The sequence below is a fragment of the Clostridium sp. AF35-15 genome, assembly GCF_003477745.1.
GTDB lineage: Bacteria > Bacillota > Clostridia > Lachnospirales > Lachnospiraceae > Otoolea > Otoolea fessa.
On the sequence record NZ_QUDY01000013.1, the window covers coordinates 47,607 to 66,855 of the forward strand.

At 50.2% G+C, this 19,249-nt stretch carries 13 protein-coding genes; 3 read left to right on the top strand and 10 right to left on the bottom strand.

The annotated features are described in order from the left end of the window. The first annotated feature begins 193 nt into the window (after positions 1–193). The gene (locus DWZ76_RS13155) at positions 194–1,036 is read left to right on the top strand and encodes a BadF/BadG/BcrA/BcrD ATPase family protein (RefSeq protein WP_118472944.1); all 843 of its coding nucleotides are present in this window, start codon (positions 194–196) and stop codon (positions 1,034–1,036) included. Here the strand turns inward: DWZ76_RS13155 and DWZ76_RS13160 are convergent. Continuing rightward, complete coding sequence (locus tag DWZ76_RS13160) at positions 966–1,505, bottom strand: signal peptidase II (protein WP_118472945.1); 540 nt, start codon at positions 1,503–1,505, stop codon at positions 966–968. The genes DWZ76_RS13155 and DWZ76_RS13160 overlap by 71 nt on opposite strands. Before the next feature lie 137 nt (positions 1,506–1,642). Between DWZ76_RS13160 and DWZ76_RS13165 the strand changes: the two genes are divergently transcribed. Continuing rightward, positions 1,643–3,334 (top strand): S8 family peptidase, encoded by a 1,692-nt coding sequence (locus DWZ76_RS13165; protein ID WP_118472946.1) that lies wholly within the window; start codon positions 1,643–1,645, stop codon positions 3,332–3,334. 110 nt (positions 3,335–3,444) lie between these two features. Here DWZ76_RS13165 and clpX read toward each other — a convergent pair whose 3' ends face one another. Then, complete coding sequence (gene clpX, locus DWZ76_RS13170; RefSeq protein ID WP_118472947.1) at positions 3,445–4,932, bottom strand: ATP-dependent Clp protease ATP-binding subunit ClpX; 1,488 nt, start codon at positions 4,930–4,932, stop codon at positions 3,445–3,447. Between the two features lie 291 nt (positions 4,933–5,223). Beyond that, on the bottom strand, positions 5,224–6,753 hold the full coding sequence (locus DWZ76_RS13175) for a trypsin-like peptidase domain-containing protein (protein ID WP_118472948.1): 1,530 nt from the start codon (positions 6,751–6,753) through the stop codon (positions 5,224–5,226). Positions 6,754–7,043: 290 nt separating this feature from the next. Here DWZ76_RS13175 and DWZ76_RS13180 point away from each other — a divergent pair, with 290 nt between their 5' ends. Then, positions 7,044–8,252, top strand: a complete 1,209-nt coding sequence (locus tag DWZ76_RS13180; RefSeq protein WP_118472962.1) for a class I SAM-dependent rRNA methyltransferase — start codon at positions 7,044–7,046, stop codon at positions 8,250–8,252. Between the two features lie 538 nt (positions 8,253–8,790). Here DWZ76_RS13180 and DWZ76_RS13185 read toward each other — a convergent pair. From DWZ76_RS13185 to DWZ76_RS13215, 7 genes are all read right to left on the bottom strand, one after another. Continuing rightward, positions 8,791–9,705: an AEC family transporter gene (locus tag DWZ76_RS13185; protein ID WP_181357242.1), complete on the bottom strand. Its 915-nt coding sequence runs from the start codon at positions 9,703–9,705 to the stop codon at positions 8,791–8,793. Positions 9,706–9,733: 28 nt separating this feature from the next. Next, positions 9,734–11,431 carry an LCP family protein gene (locus DWZ76_RS13190; protein ID WP_118472949.1) on the bottom strand — a complete coding sequence of 566 codons (1,698 nt, stop codon included), beginning with the start codon at positions 11,429–11,431 and terminating at the stop codon, positions 9,734–9,736. Positions 11,432–11,444: 13 nt separating this feature from the next. Next, positions 11,445–12,866 carry an undecaprenyl-phosphate glucose phosphotransferase gene (locus tag DWZ76_RS13195; protein WP_118472950.1) on the bottom strand — a complete coding sequence of 474 codons (1,422 nt, stop codon included), beginning with the start codon at positions 12,864–12,866 and terminating at the stop codon, positions 11,445–11,447. A 21-nt stretch (positions 12,867–12,887) separates the two neighbouring features. After that, a complete protein-coding gene (locus DWZ76_RS13200) occupies positions 12,888–14,753 on the bottom strand; it encodes an LCP family protein (RefSeq protein WP_107001457.1) in 1,866 nt (621 codons plus the stop codon). 159 nt (positions 14,754–14,912) lie between these two features. After that, on the bottom strand, positions 14,913–15,911 hold the full coding sequence (locus DWZ76_RS13205; protein ID WP_118472951.1) for a glycosyltransferase family 2 protein: 999 nt from the start codon (positions 15,909–15,911) through the stop codon (positions 14,913–14,915). 6 nt (positions 15,912–15,917) lie between these two features. After that, on the bottom strand, positions 15,918–18,104 hold the full coding sequence (locus DWZ76_RS13210; protein WP_118472952.1) for a glycosyltransferase family 2 protein: 2,187 nt from the start codon (positions 18,102–18,104) through the stop codon (positions 15,918–15,920). Then, on the bottom strand, positions 18,094–19,068 hold the full coding sequence (locus DWZ76_RS13215; protein ID WP_107001455.1) for a glycosyltransferase family 2 protein: 975 nt from the start codon (positions 19,066–19,068) through the stop codon (positions 18,094–18,096). Before DWZ76_RS13215 ends, DWZ76_RS13210 begins: the two co-directional genes overlap by 11 nt. Positions 19,069–19,249: the final 181 nt, after the last annotated feature.

The following is a 19,249-nucleotide window of genomic DNA, read 5'->3' on the forward strand; positions in this document are numbered from 1 at the left end:
GACATATAAATCTTTATGTTATCCATTTGAAATATCATTTTAAGAACATTCGGACCACATTCTTCCATTGCACTTTATTTTACTTTACCCTATAATGTTTATAAAAACAATCCAATTCTTACAGTCATAAAAGATACGGAACGACTGCCCTGGCAGCCATATCCTATTTTTATATCATAAAGGAGATAAGCAAATGAATTTATCCCTCGGAATCGACATCGGCAGTTCCAGCACCAAGGCGGCGGCACTGGATGAGCATGGCGCTCTGCTTGGTACGCTTCAGGTTCACGCGGATGACCCGCGCACCTCGGCTTACGGTGTTCTCGGGCGTTTCCTGGATCAGCAGGGCGCTTCGTTTGACGATGTTGAAAAAATCGTCCTGACCGGGCTCGGTTCGACGTATTTCCATGAAAATATCTTCGGTATCCCGACCATCCATGCCCTGGAGCTGGATGCCATCGGGCGCGGCGGCTTATACCTGTCCGGGCTTGACGAAGCGCTGGTGGTCAGCCTTGGAACCGGCTCTGCCTTTATCCGCGCTTCCAAGACAAACGGCTTCTGTCATCTGGGCGGAAGCGGTGTCGGCGGTGGGACACTTGCCGGCATGGCGGAGCGCTTTCTCGGCGTCACCGACATTTTTGCCCTCTCAGAGATGGCGCTGCGCGGCAATAAGGCCATGGCAGATCTCCGCATCGCCGACGTGCAGGAGGAAGATGTCCCGGGACTTGCCGCCGACTTAACCGCTGCCAATTTTGGGCGAATCAAAAGCGGCGCCTCGGATGCTGACCTGGCTGCCGCTCTTTTCAATATGATTTATGAAAATGTGGGTGTGATGGCGTCCCTGGCGCTCAGCCAGGACACCACCCGGAATGTCGTCCTGACTGGTTCTCTCGCCAGCCTTGCACCTGCTGCAAAGACCTTTGACATTTTCAATCAGATGCACGATGTCTTTGGAATCGACTATATCATTCCGCCTCATCCGTCTTTTGCCACGGCAGTCGGAGCGCTTTTATGTGATCCTCTGCCGGAGAACTAAGATCACGGACGGCTCCCAGCAGATCAAAGGCTGCGATCAGGGCGCTTCCTGCGAAGATAAAAAAGTCTCCCAGATTAAAGACGACCTTTTCCAGGTATTTACACCGGATGCTGAAATAATCTACCACATAACCGCGTTTGAGGCGGTCATATAGGTTGCTTAAACCACCCGCCGTGATGAGGGCAAAACCGATCCGATCGGCTTTTCTGCCTTCGTCCCGGCACAGTAACCATGTCAGAATGCCCGCTGCCGCCGAGGTAAAGACAACCGGCACCATGCGGACCAGTTCTTTCTTTTCTTTTTTTACCCCAAAACAGAAACCGTCGTTGTGATTGCGGTACAGGCGGATCTTTCCATGGCTTTTTTCCATGTCGCGCGGAAAATCTTCCGGTTTCTGGGCTTCTATGTTTTCCTTGCAGAAATAATCGATGCCGAACAGGGCAGCTATCATATACAGGTATTTTTTCATAAGGGCACCTCCTCATATAAATGTCATTATCTAACTTATATTTATTATAACAAGTTTTTCCGACAGAGTATAGGGAAGCTTTCGTATTTTACCGCATATCTTATCTTAAATTCTAAAAAATCTCTATGGAAAACGCTATGAATTGCTCTTCTCTTCCAGACAACCAAACCGCCGATTTTATCGAACGTTTTTTTCCTTTTACCTATAACCAGATTTTGGAAAATGATTCCGGCTGCTATGATTTTGTCAATCATGAGTATGTGATCTGGCACCGGTCTCTGGCGGAGGCGCTGCCGCTCTCAGTCCAGCAGTATGGCTATGACTCGATCCCGAATCTTTATACCATATTAGATACATCCAGCCTGGACAGCGCAGGAATTTCCCGGACCGCAGAACAGCCATTCCTGGGAAACAAGGGGCGCGGGACGCTGATTGGGATTGTGGATACGGGGATCGATTATACAAATCCCTTGTTACGCGATCCGAATGGAAGCACGCGCATCGCCGCCATCTGGGATCAGACGGTTCCGGGCGCGGGGCTTAGCACGCCAGATCCGATCGATGCGCTGCACTACGGAAGTGTCTACCAGCGTTCCCACATCAACGAGGCGCTGCGCTCGGAAGATCCGCATTCCATCGTCCCCACCTCGGATCCTCTCCGCCACGGCACGCAGATGGCGCTGGTCGCCGCCGGTTCCGAAGATGCCGATGCTTTTTTCTCCGGGGCGGCGCCGGAATCGGAACTGGTCGTTGTCCGCTTGAAACCAGCCAGAACCTATCTTCGCGATTTTTTTCTGATCCGCGAGGATGCCATCGCCTTTCAGGAGGACGACATCATGCTCGGAATCAAGTTTCTTCTTTATATTGCCAGGCAGGAGAAAAAGCCCCTTGTGATCCTGCTGGGTCTTGGCACCAATACCGGAAGCCACAGCGGCACTTCGCCGCTTGGTCTATATCTGAACAGCCTGTCGCGCGCCAGCGGGCAGATTCTGGTCGCCGCCGGAGGCAATGAAACCGGGCGCGGGCACCATTTTCGCAGTGTATTTCCTGCTTCCACCTCCTATGAGGATGTGGAACTGCGGGTCGGTCCCGGCGAACGGGGATTTACGCTGGAACTGTGGGCGCGTGAATCGGAGCTTTACAGTGTCGGATTTTTATCCCCCTCCGGCGACGAAACGGGACGCATCCGGCTCTCCGGCGACGAAGAACGCCGGATTCCCTTTCTTCTGGAAGGAACGACCATTCACCTCAACTATACCAGCTCCGAGCTGGCGACCGGAAGCGAACTGATCCTGATGCGCTTTGATGCCCCCGCCGCCGGAATCTGGAAAATCCGCGTCTACCACACGCTCTCGATTCAGGGTGAATACCATATGTGGCTGCCGGTGCACGGCTTTATCTCGGATGAAACCTTCTTTCTGCGCCCGGATCCGGACACAACCATCACCGATCCGGGCAATACAGCAGCCATCATCACCACCGCCGCCTACAGCCACCAGACGGGCGGGATCTATCTGCATTCCAGCCGCGGTTTTACCCGCACCAGAACTATCAAGCCCGACCTTGCCGCCCCCGGCGTCCGGCTCCTGCTTCCCGATTATCAGGAGGTAACCGGAACCTCATTTGCCGCCGCCATGACCGCCGGAGCCGCCGCGATCCTGCTCTCCTGGTCTGCCTATACGCCATCAGCCCCGCGGATCAACACCTCGATTGCCAAGGCGTTTCTGATCCGCGGGGCTGACCGCCGAAATTCCATCGAATATCCCAGCCGGGAGTGGGGGTATGGGACGTTAAACCTATATAACTCTTTTTTATCCATGAGAAGTTAATTAACTTCTGCTGTTTTCTCTTCACACACAAATTACTTTTCCGGATCCTTACATCGCTAACTTTCACCACATCCATGACACCGTTCACCGATCATGTTCCTGAAAAGTTATTATCCCCGCATCTCTATCCGCGGACCGCCCTTCTTCTCCAGATACGGGCGCGTGATCACGACGGATCCGATATTCGGATCTTTCGGGATCTCATACATGATATCCATCATAAAATCCTCTAAAATTGCACGCAGCGCACGAGCACCCGTATCTTTTTCCAGCGCCCGCTCGGCGATCCACTCCAGTGCATCGTCCTCAAACACCAGTTTGACCTCATCCAGCGCCAGCAGGCGCTCATACTGCTTGAGGATCGCATTTTTCGGTTCTTTCAGAATCCGCATCAGCAATTCCTTTGTCAGCCCCTGCAGGCTCACAAGCACCGGCAGACGTCCGAGGAACTCTGGAATCATGCCAAAATTCCGCAGATCTTCCGTTGTCACCTGGCTCAAAATATCCGGATCATTGTCAAATTCATCCTTCAAATGGGAGTTGAAGCCCATCGTGGAACGCTTTTTCAGGCGCTCCTTGATGATATCATCCAATCCCGGAAACGCGCCGCCACAGATAAACAGGATGTTGTTCGTATCCACAGTCGCCATCGGCGTGAGTGCATTCTTCTGGTTTGAGCCGACCGGCACCTCTACCTGGCTGCCTTCCAGAAGTTTTAAAAGTTCCTGCTGTACCGACTCACCGCTGACATCGCGGCTCATCGTATTTTTCTTTTTCGCAATTTTATCGATCTCATCGATGAAAATGATGCCTTGCTCAGCTTTCTCCACATCATTTCCAGCCGCTGCCAGAAGCTTGGAGACTACGCTTTCTATATCATCTCCGATATATCCAGCTTCCGTGAGCGACGTCGCATCCGCGATCGCCAGCGGCACATCCAAAAGCTTCGCCAGCGTCTTGACCAGGTACGTTTTTCCGCTTCCGGTCGGTCCCAGCATCAGGATGTTGGATTTCTCAATCTCCGGCTCGCCGCCCTGCATCTGCATTCCCTGTGCCGCCGCGTTTTCCGCCTTTTCTTCCGTATTTTCATTTGCCCGAAGCTCGTCCTGCTGCCGGAGAATCACGCGCTTATAATGGTTGTAGACTGCCACTGAAACTGCCCTTTTCGCCCGCTCCTGCCCAATCACATACGCATCCAGCTGCGCCTTGATCTGGTGCGGTGCCGGAACATCCTTCATCGTCAGAAATTTCTCCGCGTCTTTTGCCTTGCTCTTTTTCTTGATCTTATTTTTCTCTGGAATCTCTGTATTCGGCATCTGCATGCCCGCAAAATCATTGAGATTCATGTTCATAAACGGCATATTTTGAAGCTTGGAAAAGTCCATGCCCGACTTGGAAATCGAGTCAAATGCTTTCTGCATACACTCATGGCAGAAATTCATCCCGCCCGGCATCGTGATCATCTCTCCCGCCTTGCTCTCCGGGCGGCGGCAGACGTAGCAGATTTTCTCGTAATCATCCGAATGATCTGTACTGGTTTTATTTGTATCTGTTTCGTTTATATTGGTTGTCGTATCTATATTCTGGTTATCACTCATATTTTTATATTTCCTCCAATCTGAAAGCACCTTTTCATTTTATCATAGCTTGTGAAAAACGTAAATCATAACAGCAGCCGTCATTTCGTTTTAAAAATAAAAAAATTTCCCATGAAACAAAAAGACAGATGAATCACCGCCCTCTCTGATTACAAGAGGATCTACCGGCGGTTCACCTGCCTTCTTTTCTATATCTTCCTGATTTTATTCATTTCCGCTTCGCAACAGTTCCGTATCTTCACCGTTACGGGCAAATATCCATTCCAGCCCACTTCGCTGATGGGATATTTTCTATCTTCCCAGTTTTCTCTGCGGACTTGCCTGTGATTCACTCCGACTCTCGTTCTGGCTATCCTGGCTCTGCGGCATATCGCTCTTGGAGCCCAGTGTAATCTGTACGTTTCTCTCGACATATTTGCCATTTTCCAGACTCTGTACCGTCATGGTAACGGTGGAACCTGCCTTATAGTAAGTCAGCAGTTTCTTGAGATCATCACCATTCTTTACCTTCTCACCGTCAAACTTGGTGATAATATCGCGCTCCCGCAGATCCGACCTGGATGCCGCGCCGCCCGCAACAATCTTGTATACATAGATACCTTCCGGCATGCCATACGCCTGCGCCATCTGGCTGTCGATATTCTGAAGCTGGATTCCCAGATAGCCCTGCTCATTCTCATCGACAGCTACCTTCGTCGTCTTCGTCATCAGGTCGCTGATAATATCCTTTGCCTGTGAAATCGGGATCGCATAACCGATGCCCTCAACACTGGTGTCCGAATACTTCGCCGCATTGATGCCGATAACTTCACCGTTCATATTTAAAAGTGCGCCGCCGCTGTTGCCTGGGTTGATCGCCGCATCTACCTGCAGAAGTGTCCGCTCTACGTCGTTGATGGTTAGCTTTTTATTTAAAGCGCTGACATAACCGACGGTAACCGACTGCCCCTGTCCCAGTGCGTTACCGATTGCCACAACACCCTGTCCCAGCTTCAGGGAATCAGAATCGCCCAGATCGGCTGCCTTAATCTGTTTTCTCGTTTCTTCCGGTATATCCGAAAGCTGTACGGCAATGACTGCCAGATCCGAATCGGAATCAGTACCTTTGACCGCTGCCTTAACGCTCTGGTTATCAATAAAGGTAACCGAAAGTTCCTCGGAATCTTCAACGACATGGTTATTGGTAATAATCAGAAGTTCCGTGTCATTCTGTCCGGCAATGATTCCTGAACCGCTGCTCGGCACCTCGTACTGCTGCTGACCAAACAGCCAGTTGTTCTGTGTATAAATCATCTTATTGTTGATCGCTACAACGGACGGCATCGCTTTCTCTACAATCGAAGAAACATCGTTGCCAATGGAGGCCTGCGTTTTAGTGCCAGCATCTGCCTGTGTCTCCTGGGAAACCTGACCGATCGTTTCCTGTGCGGTCTCACCCGGAAGAAGCCGGTTTGAAAGTGCATTCACGCCAACCATGGTTCCGCCTGCCACACAGCCAAACAGAATGCCCGACATCACAAGTGCCGCAATTTTCTTACCAGTATTCTTAGAGCCATGTCCCCGGCCACTCCGTTCTTCCGGAATATAGCTGCGTTCCGGCTGCTTCTCTGCATTCTCTTTCGGATCTGCTCCGGCTGCTGCCTCCGGTTCTCCATCGAGACTGCCCCGGTAACGGGAATCATGATAACCGCCATAATCGGAAGTTTCTTCTTTTTTAGCAGTATCGTTATTCTTTTCCTCATAAGCGCTGTCCGAATAAGCGCCCTCCGTATAATCTACATCCTGATCGTGTCTCTCATTTCTTTCATTCTCGTCATACATATATTCATACCTCCTGTTCTCAGGAATCACAGCCGCGTACTGTCCATTTTGCGAACCTTCCCGCAGCGGATTGTTCATACTCTTATATTCTATCTCAGGCTTTCTGCCCTCTCTCTGTTTACATGAGATAGTCTATCAGTTATTTGTGATGTAATTGTGAAAATAAAATCATAAATCTGTGAAGCTTAAAAACATCTCTTGGTTTTCACTTGTCAGTCCTTCTCTCCTCTTGTATACTTAATGAATGAAACGAATTTTACATTTTATATGAAAGGACTGTTACATCCATGATGAATACACAGGCAGTTGTCCATATCCGCAAAGGCGAGGCTCGTTCCCTGAAAGCCGGCGGTATGTGGATCTATGATAATGAAATTGAACGAATTGAGGGCGAATTTGAAAATGGCGATATCCTTCGTGTCGAAGATTTTGACGGTTATCCGCTCGGATGTGGTTTTATCAACACCCGCTCCAAGCTTACCGTGCGGATGCTTTCCCGCAAAAAGGATACTGTCATCGACGATGCTTTTATCGAAATGCGCGTCCGCAATGCCTGGGAATACCGCCGTCAGACAGTTGATACCAGCAGCTGCCGCCTGATTTTCGGCGAAGCAGATTTCCTTCCGGGCATCGTGATCGACAAATTTTCTGATGTGCTGGTCGTTGAATCCCTGGCGCTCGGTATCGACCGTCTGAAACCGCTGATTCTGGAAAAACTCGTCAAGGTGCTTGAGGAAGACGGCATTCATATCCGCGGTATTTACGAGCGCAGCGACGCTAAGGTCCGCTTACAGGAGGGCATGGAGCGCTATAAGGGCTTTATCGGGGAACCATTTGATACAAAAGTAGAGATCGTTGAAAATGGTGTCCGCTATCTGGTAGATGTCAAGGACGGGCAGAAAACTGGCTTTTTCCTCGACCAGAAATACAACCGTCTGGCAATCCAGCGTCTCTGCCCGGGCAAACGCGTTCTGGACTGTTTTACCCACACCGGCTCCTTTGCCTTAAATGCAGCCGTCTCCGGTGCCAAAGAGGTCATCGGCGTGGATGCGTCCGAACTTGCCGTCGCACAGGCGCGTGAAAATGCAGAGTTAAACGGTGTTTCCGGCACTACCACCTTTCAGTGCGCGGATGTCTTTGACCTGCTTCCGGAATTAGAGGCAAGAGGTGAGCAATTTGACGTCGTGATCCTCGATCCGCCTGCCTTCACAAAATCCCGCAGCTCGGTCAAAAATGCCATCAAGGGCTACCGCGAGATCAATATTCGCGGTCTGCGTCTGGTAAAGGACGGCGGCTACTTCGCCACCTGCTCCTGCTCCCATTTCATGACGCCGGAACTCTTCACAAAGGCGATTCAGGAGGCAGCCCGCAGCGCCCACCGCCGCCTGCGCCAGATCGAATACCGCACCCAGGCAGCCGACCATCCGATTCTGTGGGCGGGGGATGAGACGTCCTATTATCTGAAGTTCTACATTTTCCAGGTTGTGGATGAAAAGTAAAATTACAGAATGTTTGTAAGACTATAACCAAGCAATATGAACTGCTATTATAAATCATGAATATGCAAATCCTCTCAGAGCAATCTGAGGGGATTTGTTTCGTTTTATCATTGTCTGTTCTGATAAAATATGATATACTTCGTACATGGGAAAAACCAGAGAGCCAGGCGGCTTACCCTCTGTTATCGGAGGGTTGCTAGATTTCAGCAAAGCTTGTTTATCAAAGACTGGAACGAGGCACAAATCTAACCCTCCAGACGAAAGAAAGGAGGGCATTGCCAATGTATGTTACATACTCTGATTTGATTCAGATTGGAATATTCATTTGCGCCCTTGTTGGATTGTGTTATACAATTTTCAAGGGAAAACGAAAATAGCCGCCATTACTGCAATAATGACGGCTGTTAATAAAACAGTTGTTTAATTTATTCAGGTAAGCCGCTCCTCTGGCTTTTCCTTTTTTCTATCCCTAATATAACATATCTTTTCATCCAATGCAAGCGAAACCCCCTTTATAGAAATACGAACTCATAAGGGATTACCGCTGCAGCACCATACACCAAACCGGTGCCGACACCATCGAAAGCAGCGTCGTAAATACCACGCACTTCGTCGCAAAGACTTCATCCCCGCCATATTTCGCGGCAAGAATCGCCGTCGTGCTTGCTGCCGGCATCGCTGCCAGCACCACAGAAATCCCCATCACCAGTGTGTCGATATGGAACAGGAGGCAGCCGATCCACACAAGCGCCGGAATCAGGATCAGGCGCACGGCGGCATAGTAGCAGCTGAGTGGCGTGATCATCGTCTTCATATCTGCCTCCGCCAGAACGGTTCCGACAAAAATCATGGAGACTGCCGTGTTTGCCTTGTTTAAGCTATGTACCGTATCTCCCAGGAATCCCGGAATCTGCATCTGTAAAAGCATCAGCACAAAGCCGATGAATACGGAGACAATACACGGATGCGTGCATATCTTTTTAATCAGAGTCTTCCGATCCGGCGCCTTCGTAAAATACGTCATTCCCAGCGACCACATCGCAGTTCTCTGCGGAATCAGGTAAAAAGAGGCGTAGAAAAGCCCCATCGAGCCGAAGATGCCCTCCGCCACCGGATTTCCCAGAATCCCGGCATTGGACGCCATCGTCGCGTATTTGAGGACCTTCTTCTTTTCCTCTCCCACACCCGGGTACAGTACCATATTTAAGATATAACAAGTCACCTGAACCATACACGAGACGAGCAGCGCCTGTGCGCTGCTCTTTAAGATATCCATGCTCAGTTCTACTTCAAATGACTCGATGATACTGCAAGGAAGTGTCACAAAGATGACCAGATCCGCAATGACCCTTTTTCCCTCATCCGTGATAATTCCCTTCTTCTTTAAGAATGCACCCAGAATCATCAGGGAAAATAACATTCCCTGCATCCGGTACAAACCATCTAAATTCAAAGCATTTCCTCCGTTTCACACTCTCTCATCACTCAATGATGATTCCCGCATCCGTCTTACTTCCCGGTGCACTGCTTCCATTCGGGGAACCGCTGCCGGAAGGTTTTTCTCTGCCATTCTCCGTGCCGGTGCCAGAATTTCCGCCCGGAAATGCCGGCGAAGAACCGCCAGACTCTGCCTCACTGCTCTCCCGCGCATTTTCCTTTGATGCATGCGTACCGTCCGGACGGCTTTCCTGCTCAGAAACGTCATTCTCCTGTGTTTCCGAAGCATTACCGGTCTCTTTCTCCGACTCGTCGCTGCCGCTCCCGGCTTTCTGGCTTTCGTCCGCGCCGCTCTCCTGCGTCGGATCCAGGATGGAAATTGTCGTCGCCTCGGTCGTCTTCGGCAATGCCTTCGTTTCTGCCTGTTTCGTGCCATGAACGCCTGTATCTGATACAATTTTCTGACTGATCGTCCGGACCGTCTCAGTCGGCGTGTATTCCTCATCGCCAAACAGGAAATGATGCAGCTCGATGACATTGCTCTCCAGCGTCTGCGGGATGACGCAGGCGCCCTTGCGTCCCATCTTCTTTTCCCTCAGCTCCGACGGAAAACCGGTCGTCTCGGTCAGATGGTAACGCGTAATATTTCGTCCTATCTTCAACAGATCATTGATCTCGATGCTGGTCGCCACCTGTGGAAATACCGTCTGCACAATATTGTTGATCGTCGCCCAATCTGCTTTTTTCATCTTCTCAAACGCGAGGGAAATAACCTTTCTCTGCCGTTCGGTACGGGCATAGTCCGTATCCATCAGACGGAGACGCCCATATGCAACCGCCTGCACACCGTCCAGATGGTTCATGCCCGCTGATTTAAGCTGGGTCGAAGCGACGCCGGTCGCCTTGACCGTCTCAGAAATGAACGCATTGATATAATAAAACTCTGATTTCGTGATCTCCACGTCAATGCCGCCCAGAATGTTGATCGCATCTGCAACGGCTTTCCAGTTAAAGGTCGCATAATCGTCAATATCGATATCCAGGTTCCTATTGAGCGCCTTGACAACCTGCTCCGGTCCGCCCTGCATATAAGCGGCGTTGATTTTGTTGTAGGTATTCTTGTCGCTGATATTTAAATATGAATCCCGGTACACCGAAACCAGACGTATCTCACCGGTTCCCTGATCGATGTTGCAGAGAATATTGACATCCGAGTTGTTGCCCTTTCCGACCGATGAGTTACGGCTATCCACACCGAAAACCGCGATCGTCCAGTAACCGCTCATCTGCTCCTGCTTCTCCTCCGAAATCTCGACGTTTTTGATCTCATCCGGGTTCCACGGAAGCCGTTGCATCAGATCCAGACGGCTGCTGATATACGAATATCCCGCAAAGCAGAGAATCCCGATCAGCACTGCAATCTCCAGAAGAATAAACCATATCTTCCGCTTCTTTTTCCGGCGCGCTTTCAATTTAACCGGGTCGGCGTAAATATCCGACCGGTTCATGGTCCGGGTTTTCTCCTGATTCCGGCTCTCCCGGCTGCTGCCAGGCTGCGTCTGTCCCCTCTTTGCCGCTTTCTGACCACTTCGGCTTCTATCTCCGCTCCGGTGGGATCCGTCCTCCCGGCGTTCCGTAAATGAATCCGTGATCAGTGTCAGACCATCGTCTTCCATCTCCGACGGTTTTGCCCGTCGGCTCCGGCGGTGTCCTGACCTATCTCTTTCTTCTTCATATCCCATGTGGTTTTCCTCATCAATACGCGTTTTTATTTATAAAGCCCTTAAAAACCGTCAAAAACATGATTTTAAAATCAAATCCCAGCGTCCAGTTCTCGATGTAATACAGATCATGCTCAATCCGCTTCGTGATCGAGGTATCGCCCCGGTAACCATTGACCTGTGCCCATCCGGTCATTCCCGGACGCACCTGGTGTTTGATCATATAACGCGGAATCTCTTCCTTGAATTTTTCAACGAAAAACGGGCGTTCCGGGCGCGGTCCAACCAGGCTCATATCGCCCTTCAGAACATTAAACAGCTGCGGAAGCTCGTCAATGCTCGTCTTACGGATAAATCTTCCAATCGGAGTCACACGCGGGTCTCCCGGCGTCGTCCACTGGCTTTTCTCCTTTGCCGCCGACTGTACCGCCATCGAGCGGAACTTATACATCTTAAACGGCTTATTGTGAAGTCCCACCCGCTCCTGACAGAAAATGACCGGTCCCGGCGAAGTCGCCTTTATAAGAATCGCCGTCACCAGCATCACCGGTGAAAACAGGATGAGCGCCATCATGCCGCCGACCAGATCCATCGTCCGCTTCATCGTTGCGTTGAGCAGATTCGTGAGCGGCACATGGCGGATGTGGATCACCGGAAGTCCCTGCAGATCCTCCATAAACGGACGGGTCGGGATAAAGTTATAATAATCCGGGATAAATTTCGTATGCACACCCGATTTTTCACAGCCTGCCACGATTTTTTCCAGTTTTCCATACTCCTGGATGCTCAGGGTGATCGCGATCTCATCCAGCGTATTGAGCGCCAGAATCGTATCCAGATCGTCAATTTTGCCGATCACGCGCACTCCCTTATATTCTTTGCCCCACTCCTCATGGTCATCCAGAATACCGCGGATTTTATAGCCCCACTCCGGGTTGACATTCACACGGTCAATAAATCCTTCCGCTGCCCGGCTGTAACCGACCAGAAGCAGATGCTTCTGGTTATATCCCTTCGACCGCATCGACCGGAGCGCTATCCGCAGGATATTCCGCATCAGAATCTCAGCAAAGAGATTGATGCCAAAAAACAAAAATACCATCGGACGGGAGAAGTTGTGGAAATACTCATTTTTACCGCCCAGGTAAAGAATCAGTGAGATCACCAAAAGACCGATGATGTTCGCCTTAAAAATATTGGCTAACTCCACCCGTCTTCCCTGAACCCGTTTGGGCGTGTAAAGATGTAAAAATGCGTATAAAATCAAATAAAACGGTACAATAAGAACGCCAGCCGCCAGATAGACAACTGCCATTGCGCTCTTATTATGCCCTGTTACATTAAACCACGGCGTTCCATTGACGATAAACCACGCAAGTGCGTAGGCGCATGCGATGACACATGCGTCCAGCACTACGTGGAAATGATTCAGCCGTTTCTGGTTATCTTTTATCATAGTATATCACCTGAATTCGGATTAAGCTCCCGGTCCTGCCGGACCGCCAGGACCTGCTGCATCGCTGTTTCCGGAATTCCCCGGATCCTGAATCTCTGTGACCGGGCTTTTCACACCGGAATTATCTGATGCACCCGGAGAAGTCTTTTCACTGGATGCCGCTGTCTCTGCCGCTGTCGTGGTTGTAGATCCCGGTTTTGCAACGGAAGACTTCGTCTCCGATGTGCTGCCTGGTCCGGATAAAGAATCATCCGCCTCGGTTGTCTTATCCGTATGATTTTTCTTGCCGGGAGTCGTCGTTGTTCCTGGTCCCTTACTGCTGTTGCTCTTCGACTCTTCTTCCTCCCAGTCAATCCAGTCTTCATCCGGATCAAAGATCTCGTCCAATCCGATCGAGCTCTCGCTCTCGCCCTTCTTGGTCTCATCCCCGCTCTCGTCATCCGACTCGTCCGAAGCACTCGTCGATGACTTCTTAGCGGCATCCTTCGCCGCTGCCTGCGCGGCAATCCGGCTCGCCCGTTTCTTGATAAACGTCTGGGCGCTGACACCCTGATCGACCGGAACATGACCAATCAGCTTCGCATTCGTCGTAAGCCCCGTTACCTGCGCGATATGGCTGCTGTACTCCTTAACATTAGACGGAACCTGATAATCTTCCTCATCAAACAGGAACTTATGAAGCTCTTTTACGTTGTACTCCAGTGTCTGCGGGATAACGCAGTCACCGATCTTTCCAACATCCTGCTCACCTCTGGCTGCCGGGAATCCCGCGGTCTCACCAATATGGAACTTCGCGATATTGCGTGCCAGCGGAATCAAATCCGTAATATCAACATTGGTTGCAAGCTGCGGCATGATCGTCTGAATCAGACAGTTGAGTGTCGCCCAGTCTGCATTTTTTGCCTTATCAAAGGCTTTCTGAAGAATAATTCTCTGACGCTCGGTACGCGCATAGTCCGTATCTGAATAACGGATACGTCCGTATGCAACTGCCTGGATACCATCCAGATGTACATTGCCCGCATGGGTCAGCTGATGAGAACCGATACCAGTCTCCTTTACGGTCTCCGTGATGAAGGCATTGATCCAGGAGAACTCTGCATCACTCAGCTCGACATCTACACCGCCCAGAATGTTGATGGCATCCGCAACCGCTTTCCAGTTGAACGTCGCATACTGGGTAATGTTAAGACCCAGGTTCTTATTCAGCGCCTTAACTGCCTGCTCCGGACCGCCCTGTGCGTAAGCGGCGTTGATCTTATTATAAGAGTTTTTATCGTTGATATTCAGATAACTGTCCCGGAATACCGATACAAGGCGGATCTCACCCGTCTCCAGATTGATATTGGCAATCATGTTGACATCCGCGTTCGTACCTTTTCCGACATTCATCTGCCCGTGCTCACTTCGCGAATCGACACCGAAGCACGCCACGGTCATGTAGCCCTTCATATCATCGATCTGTTCCTGGGACAGATTGACGTTCTTAACCTGGTCCTCGTTGAAATCAATCTTCTGCATAGAACCGAAGGTTCTGTGATACATATACCAGAACGCACCGCCCAGAATCATCAATATAATCACGACAATCTCCGCCGCAATGATCATATGCTTTCTGTGGCGCGCCGATTTACGGTAATGGCTGCCGCGGCGTCCCGAACTCTTTTTTCCACTTCCAGCGCTCTTAGGACCGCTGTAGCCGGAACGTACTGAACTGCTGCCCGCCTCACCTTTTCTCTGGCTATTTTCGACTGTACTGCTGACTCTTCTGCGGCTGGTGCCGGAAGCAGAACTGCCGCGCGAAGAATACCCTGCCTGACTGGCACGGCTGCTTCTGCCCTCGCGGCGCGCCCTCATGCGCTCCAGCTCATCATCCTCATAATTCATAAGCTACCTCATCTTTCACTTGCTTGCTGCCGCTCAGACATTGTCTGATAAGCAGCCTTTCTCCGTGTTGCATCTGCTAAACCATGACCGTTCACACATCGCGCAAACTCTAAGTTACTGTCCACACATACGCGCCCAGTAACAACTCTAACCTTTTCCTCACGATTTATCAGATGCTGCTTTTTTCTCGATCTGTCTCACAGCAAATTCATAGACATAGAGAAATGTCCCAGCTAAAAGTTCCAGCTCTATCGCCAGATAATTTTTAAGCCGTTCCGGGCGGTACGCCACTTTTTTACACTTCTTTGCCGTCCGTATGCCTTCTTTCAGACCTTCCAGATAATCTTTTCCAAACCCGAGTTTCCTGAAAAATGAATATTTCACGAAAATCCCCGCTGCGATCGGAATCGCATTTATGATAAGCTGTAAGCACGGCATATTTTTATAATTCAGATACACATTGTTGCGTGCCGCCAGCTTAACCTTGAATGAATTGTACTTGGAACCGCTGGTTCCGCTTCCGACGTGCCATACCAGCGCCGCCGGGCAGTATATATTGTCATAACCCGCAATCCGGGCTCTATAGCCCACATCAATATCTTCCAGATAGGCAAAATGCATCTCATCGAAATAGCCTATCTCCTCAAATACCTCTCTCCTGTAGATCGCTGCGCCCGCGCACGCCGAGAATACCCGGCTTGAACGGCGGTAATGCGTAAGTTCCCGTCCCACGCCGCGCTGGTACGCCCAGCCAAGCAGGGAATACATATCGCCTGCATCATCCAGCCTGTCTGGATGGTACATCTGGATCATCCGGCTGCTGACGGAAAAGATGCGCTCCGACTGACCGATCGCACGCACCATCTCCGCCACGAAATACTCGTCCACCCGGACGTCATTATTTAAAAGCAGCACATACGGTGTGTCTGCCGCCTTGATTCCGACGTTGACTGCACCGGAAAATCCCGTGTTTTCCGGCAGGAAAATCGTATCGATCTGATGTTCCTTCAGCCACTCCACGCTTCCGTCCGTCGAACCATTGTCCACCACCAGCGTCCGGAAATTCGGATACGTCTGTGCATTCAGTGAACGGATGCATTCGTCCATAAATTTCAACCCATTATAATTGGGAATAATAATTGTCGTTGTAATCTCCATCCCGGGTTATACCTCCAGATGATACGGTTCTCCGATTTTCTCTTTTTTCAGATCCCTGAGGGCGAAATTGGACTTCCGCAGCGTCAGGTTCGGATTGTAGTAAGGATCTCCATCTTTAAGGATCTCCGGCCAGCGCTCCGAGAAAATCTTGATCTCCCTGTTAAAACGTGCCACTTTCTCCGGCGTATCCTCCAGTCCTCTTGACTTCGACTCATAATGATACAGCAATGCGTACGGATTGTAAACCACTAAATGATTTGATGCCCGCACTTTCATGCAATAATCGATATCGTTAAATGCGACCGCCAGCTTCTCCGTAAAGCCGCCGACCTCATCAAAGAGCGCTTTCTTTGTCATCAGGCACGCCGCCGTCACAGCGCTGTAATCCTGTGTACTCATCGCACGGTGGAAATAGCTGTTTTCCGCCTTATGAAGCCCGATAAACGTATGCCCTGCGATGCCGCCGAAACCAACCACGACGCCCGCATGCTGGATCGTATCATCCTGATAGAGCAGTCTCGCGCCAACTGCGCCGACGTCCTCCCGCTGGCACAGTCCCAGCATCTCCTCGATGAAATTCTCCGCAATCAGCTCGGTATCATTATTTAAAAACAGCAGATATTCGCCCTTTGCAAAGGTCACGCCGAAGTTGTTGATCGCCGAATAGTTAAACTCGCGCTCCCAGGTTACCACATGGACATTGGAAAATTCCTTCTGAATCTTTTCATAGTATTCAAAGGTTTCCTTCTCCGTGCTGTTGTTCTCTACAATGATAAACTCAACATTGCGGTACGTTGCCCGCGTCTCAATCGCCCGAAGGCATAGATCCAGATCCGTATGGTGATCCTTGTTCGGAATGATGATCGATACCAGCGGTTCCCCCTGAATTTTATATACAGAGTGATAAATGCCGTAGTCCACACCTTTTTCCACGCGCTCCGCCTCGATACCGACGCGTTTATAATGATCCATGATCGCGCGCGCACCCGCATCAAATGCGTACAGCTTGCTCTCCGGGTTGCTCGCTGTCGAATCCTTGTGGCAGCGCCAGTGATACAGCACCTTCGGGATATGGCGGATCTCCTTCGCCTTCTCCGTACAACGGAAAATGAAGTCATAATCCTGCGCCCCGTCGTATTCCTGACGGAAGCCGCCCAACTGCGCTGCCAGATCGTGGCTGACTACAAACAGATGGCAGATATAGTTGACGCTGCAGAGCAGATCGATATTGAAATCCGGCTTAAAATGCGGATCAAACAAAGCGCCACCGTCCATATCCAGCTTATCCTCATCCGAATAGAAGCAGTCGCATCCCGGATGTTCCTGTAACAGTTTCGCACACTCATAGAGAGCATTCGGTGTCAGCTTATCGTCATGGTCTGCCAGCACGATATAATCGCCGGTCGCCATATCCATTGCTGCATTCGTATTGCCGGAAATGCCCTTATTTTCGCCTAAAATTACGTATTTAAAGCGGCTGTCCTTCTTCGCATACTGCTCCAGCACCCGCTCGCAGCTTTGTCCTGCCGGACTGCCGTCCGCCACGCAGACCTCCCAGTTTGCGTATGTCTGTTCCGCGATCGAATCCAGCATTTCCCGCAGGAATCGCTCCGGTGTCTTAAATGCCGGAATCACGATCGAGAATTTAACTGGCGCGTCAAACACCTTTTTCCTCTGCTCCTCCAGCTCCTCCGCCGTCGGCTTCGTCAGTGAATACCACTCGCCGTAGTCGTAGTCATTGTCAATTCCCTGCAGTTTGTGCTTGGATTTTACCAGCAGGGCTTTCAGACCATTTTCCTTCCAGAAATCCAGACAGACCCGCACAGTCTCCATGTTCATCAGATCGCGGATCTTCTGCATCCGCTTGTGCGCCACACTGCTGCGCTTGCGGATCAGTTCTTCATTATATTTAATGCGGATTTTGCGTCCCTCGCCTTTTGCGATCAGATAATAATCTTTTCCGCGCTCATACGGGAACTGGATATCAAATCCAAGCTCTTTTTCTACCGTTCGCCCAAAATAAATCTGGCTGACGTCGTCGCGGCGGGTCGCCACATACTGAAACCGGATCGGCTGATGTGCCCCATCTTCAACCTGATAGGTGATCTCCGTCTCCGGCGTCTTTCCGATCGCCCAGCCATTGAGCTGAATCGAATTTTCACGAATCCGAACTACATCGACATTACATTTCATGCTGTTTGCCCCCAACTTTTTTCACCGGTGTATCAAAATTCAGCCGCTCTTCCTCCACTACCAGCGGACGCTTCATGACTCTCGAATTGATCGATAAAATATACTCTCCCACCAGACCAATGAAAAAGATTTGAACCGACCCTAAAAAGCACATTCCAATCAGAACCGGCGCCATACCAGCCGGAAAATCATACCAGTGAAGCAGTTTCATCACCAGATATACAATCGCCACGATCATACTGATCGCCGCGCAGATACTTCCAAAGATCGTCGCCAGGCGCAGACCGACCTTCGTATAGGAGGTCACACTGAGCATCGCGGCATCGTAGAGCCGGTAAAAATTGTTGTGTGTCTTGCCTGCGCGGCGCTGCGGCTGGATATATGGGATCTCCTTGCGCTTATAACCAAGCTCCGCCACGATTCCGCGCAGAAACGGCGTCGGATCGTCAAGCTCCCGCAGAATCTCAATAAAATCGCGGTCATACAGACCCGAACCGGTAAAATGCTCAATCTGCTCGACATCGGAGAGTTTCTTTATCATCTTGTAATAGCAGCTCCTCAGCGCATACATGATCGGGTTTTCCTTGCTTCCCGTCTTGATGCCGATGACAATCTTGTAGCCATTTTCCCACTCATGGACATATTTCGGGATCATATCGACCGGATCCTGAAAATCTGCCACCATGCTGATCACACAGTCGCCGGTACACTGTAACATTCCATAATACGGGGAATTGAACTGTCCAAAGTTTTTGGCATTAAAAATTGCCTTGATCCGTGGATTCTCGCTGCAGATCTTCCGAAGAATCGGGCGCGTCTGGTCCGTCGAATCATTGTCGATAAAGACAAGCTCATAGTCATATTCCGGCAGATCGCGCTCCAGCGTCTCCACAACCGCCTCGCTGATCGGACCTACATTCTCTTCCTCGTTGTAGCAGGGAATTAATATACTGATTTTTTTCATACTTTTCTGATTCCTATTAATTTGCTTTTTGTTTGAACTCTTCTGTTTCGTTCCACCAAATTTCGAACACAAAAAAAAGAGAAAGCCGCTTCGGCTATACTGCCTTTATTTTAAACGTCTTTCTCTCTTTTGACAACCTACAATTTTCTTAACGATTTTTGGCTGCTTCGCTATTTACTTG